General features: G+C 60.8%; 3 protein-coding genes and 1 pseudogene. 3 read left to right on the forward strand and 1 reads right to left on the reverse strand.

All coding sequences use genetic code 11. From position 1 onward, the window contains the following. Nucleotides 1–161: 161 nt before the first annotated feature. A complete protein-coding gene (orn, locus tag AC1D0Z_RS19465; RefSeq protein WP_457279974.1) occupies nt 162–725 on the reverse strand; it encodes an oligoribonuclease in 564 nt (187 codons plus the stop codon). 35 nt (nt 726–760) lie between these two features. Between orn and AC1D0Z_RS19470 the strand changes: the two genes are divergently transcribed. From AC1D0Z_RS19470 to AC1D0Z_RS19480, 3 genes and pseudogenes are all read left to right on the forward strand, one after another. Then, nucleotides 761–2,050 (forward strand): M48 family metallopeptidase, encoded by a 1,290-nt coding sequence (locus AC1D0Z_RS19470; RefSeq protein ID WP_477659829.1) that lies wholly within the window; start codon nt 761–763, stop codon nt 2,048–2,050. Further along, nucleotides 2,047–2,367, forward strand: coding sequence for a 4a-hydroxytetrahydrobiopterin dehydratase (locus AC1D0Z_RS19475; protein WP_436157846.1), 321 nt, complete (start codon nt 2,047–2,049; stop codon nt 2,365–2,367). The genes AC1D0Z_RS19470 and AC1D0Z_RS19475 overlap by 4 nt, the downstream gene beginning before the upstream one ends. Beyond that, nucleotides 2,364–2,518: pseudogene (locus AC1D0Z_RS19480) on the forward strand (ribosome small subunit-dependent GTPase A); the annotation flags it as partial. The gene AC1D0Z_RS19475 and the pseudogene AC1D0Z_RS19480, both read left to right, overlap by 4 nt.

The raw sequence follows: 2,518 nt of genomic DNA on the forward strand, positions 1-2,518 counted from the left end.
CACGAGTATAGCGTGCTTTACGGGTTTCTACCAGTCCCCTGCTCAACCGGAGGCATTGCGGCGTCCTGCCGCCAGCCTGTACCGTGCGCACCCGCTATCATTTCAATAGCTGCTTGCGCCCGCCCTGCCTGGCTAAACCGCCGAAATGGCTTAAACGAAATTCACTTCAGGAAGTGTTGTCGATAGTGCTCAAGTTCGTCAATCGACTCATGCACATCGGCCAGGGCGGTATGGCTCTGGCGCTTTTTGAAGGCGCTGTAAACCTCGGGACTCCAGCGTTTGGCCAGCTCCTTGAAGGTGCTGACATCAACGTTCCGGTAATGCAGGAAGGCTTCAAGTTTGGGCATGTACTTGACCAGGAAGCGCCTGTCCTGGCTGATGGTGTTTCCGCACAGCGGCGAAACACCTTTGGGAACGTATCGGGCCAAAAAAGCCAGTATCTGCGCTTCGGCATCGGCCTCGTCCACGGTGCTGGCCTTGACCTTGTCGATCAGGCCGCTGCGCCCGTGGGTGCCCTTGTTCCAGTTGTCCATCTGGTCCAGCAACTCGTCGGTCTGGTGGATCGCCAGAACCGGGCCCTCAATGCGGGGCGTGAGTTGCGGGCCGGTGACGATGACGGCGATTTCGATCAGGCGTTCTTTTTCCGGGTCGAGGCCGGTCATTTCGCAGTCCAGCCAGACAAGGTTCTGGTCTGATTTTTTAAGTAGGGGTTCGGTTTCAGGCATCTTGCGATTCTCGCTGATCGCCTAAACTGCCAGCCATGACCGACTATTCGCTTGTTTTCACCGGGGTGTTTTCTGCCTTTCTGGTGCTGGGGCTGCTCACGAAGTTCTACCTGGCTTCGCGGCAGATCCGCCATGTGGCCCGACACCGCAATGAAGTGCCCGTTGCCTTTGCGGCCACCATTTCGCTGCAGGCGCACCAGAAGGCGGCCGACTACACCATCGCCAAGGCGCGCTTTGGCATGCTGGAGATGGCCTTCGGCGCCGCCGTGCTGTTGGGCTGGACGCTGCTGGGCGGCATCGACACGCTGAACCAGGCGATAGCCGGTTCCGGCCTGGCCGCCTGGGGCTCGCTGGTGCCACAGCTGGCCCTGCTGGCCGCTTTTGGCCTCATCAGCGGTTTGCTCGACCTGCCCTTCACCCTGTACAGCACCTTTCGCATTGAAGAGCGTTTCGGCTTCAACAAGATGACCCTGAAACTCTGGCTGGCCGATCTCGTGAAGTCCACCCTGGTCGGCATTGTCATCGGCCTGCCCATCGTGGCGCTCATTCTGTGGCTGATGGGCAGCGCGGGAAGCCTGTGGTGGCTGTGGGCCTGGGGCGCCTGGATGGGCTTTAACCTGCTGGTGCTGGTGCTTTACCCCACCGTCGTCGCGCCGATGTTCAACAAGTTCAAACCGCTCGAAGACGAGACGCTGAAGGCGCGCGTGACGGCCCTGATGCAGCGCTGCGGCTTTGCGGCCAAAGGCCTCTTCGTGATGGACGGCAGCAAACGCTCTGCCCACGCCAATGCCTATTTCACCGGCTTCGGTGCCGCCAAGCGCGTGGTGTTTTACGACACCCTGCTCAAGCAGCTCAACCCCGGTGAAGTTGACGCCGTGCTCGCCCATGAGCTGGGCCATTTCAAGCACAAGCACATCATCAAACGCATCGTCTCGATGTTTGCCATGAGCCTGGCCGGTTTTGCCTTGCTGGGCTGGCTGTCGTCACAAGTATGGTTTTACACAGGCCTCGGCGTGCGTCCCAACCTCACCGGCGCCAACGACGCGCTCGCACTGCTGCTGTTCCTTCTGGTGGTGCCACTCTTCAGCTTCTTTGTCTCGCCGGTCTTCGCACAGTTCTCGCGCAAACACGAGTTCGAGGCCGACGCCTATGCCGTGGCGCAAACCGACGGCAAGGACCTGCAGAGCGCCCTGCTCAAGCTCTACCAGGACAACGCCAGCACCCTGACGCCCGACCCGGTGTTTGTGAAGTTTTACTATTCGCATCCGCCCGCCTCTGAGCGGCTGGGCCGCATGACCCCTTCCGTTGAAAGCACCGCGACATGAGCAACCCGATCCACCAGAACCGCCGGGCGCTGAGCGCCACGGAAATTGTCACCCAGTTGAGCAAGCTCAATGGCGAGCAGGCCCTGGGCTGGCGTCTGATCGACGGGTCGCTGGAAAAAACCTACAGCTTCAAGAATTACTACGAGACCATCGCCTTTGTGAACGCGCTGGCCTTCATTGCCAATGCCGAAGACCATCACCCGGACCTGGCGGTGAGCTACGGCAAGTGCACCGTGCGTTTCAACACGCATGACGTCGACGGTGTCTCTGTCAGTGACTTTTTCTGCGCGTCGAAGGTTGACGCCTTGCTGGCTTGAGCAAACCGGCACGCCCTGCCGCAGCCCCCGTCGCGGGCACGCGGCCCGGGCTGGTGGTGGCGGGTTTTGGCCGGCACGTGCTGGTGGAGACCGACACCGGTGAACGCGTGATCTGCCACCCGCGCGGCAAAAAAAGCCAGGCCGTGGTGGG

This window comes from Polaromonas sp. P1_E3 (assembly GCF_056405935.1).

Excerpts from the sequence above, each read along its gene's own strand:
- orn (WP_457279974.1), bottom strand. The coding sequence starts at position 725 with ATGCCTGAAACCGAACCCCTACTTAAAAAATCAGACCAGAACCTTGTC.
- AC1D0Z_RS19470 (WP_477659829.1), top strand. The coding sequence starts at position 761 with ATGACCGACTATTCGCTTGTTTTCACCGGGGTGTTTTCTGCCTTTCTG.
- AC1D0Z_RS19475 (WP_436157846.1), top strand. The coding sequence starts at position 2,047 with ATGAGCAACCCGATCCACCAGAACCGCCGGGCGCTGAGCGCCACGGAA.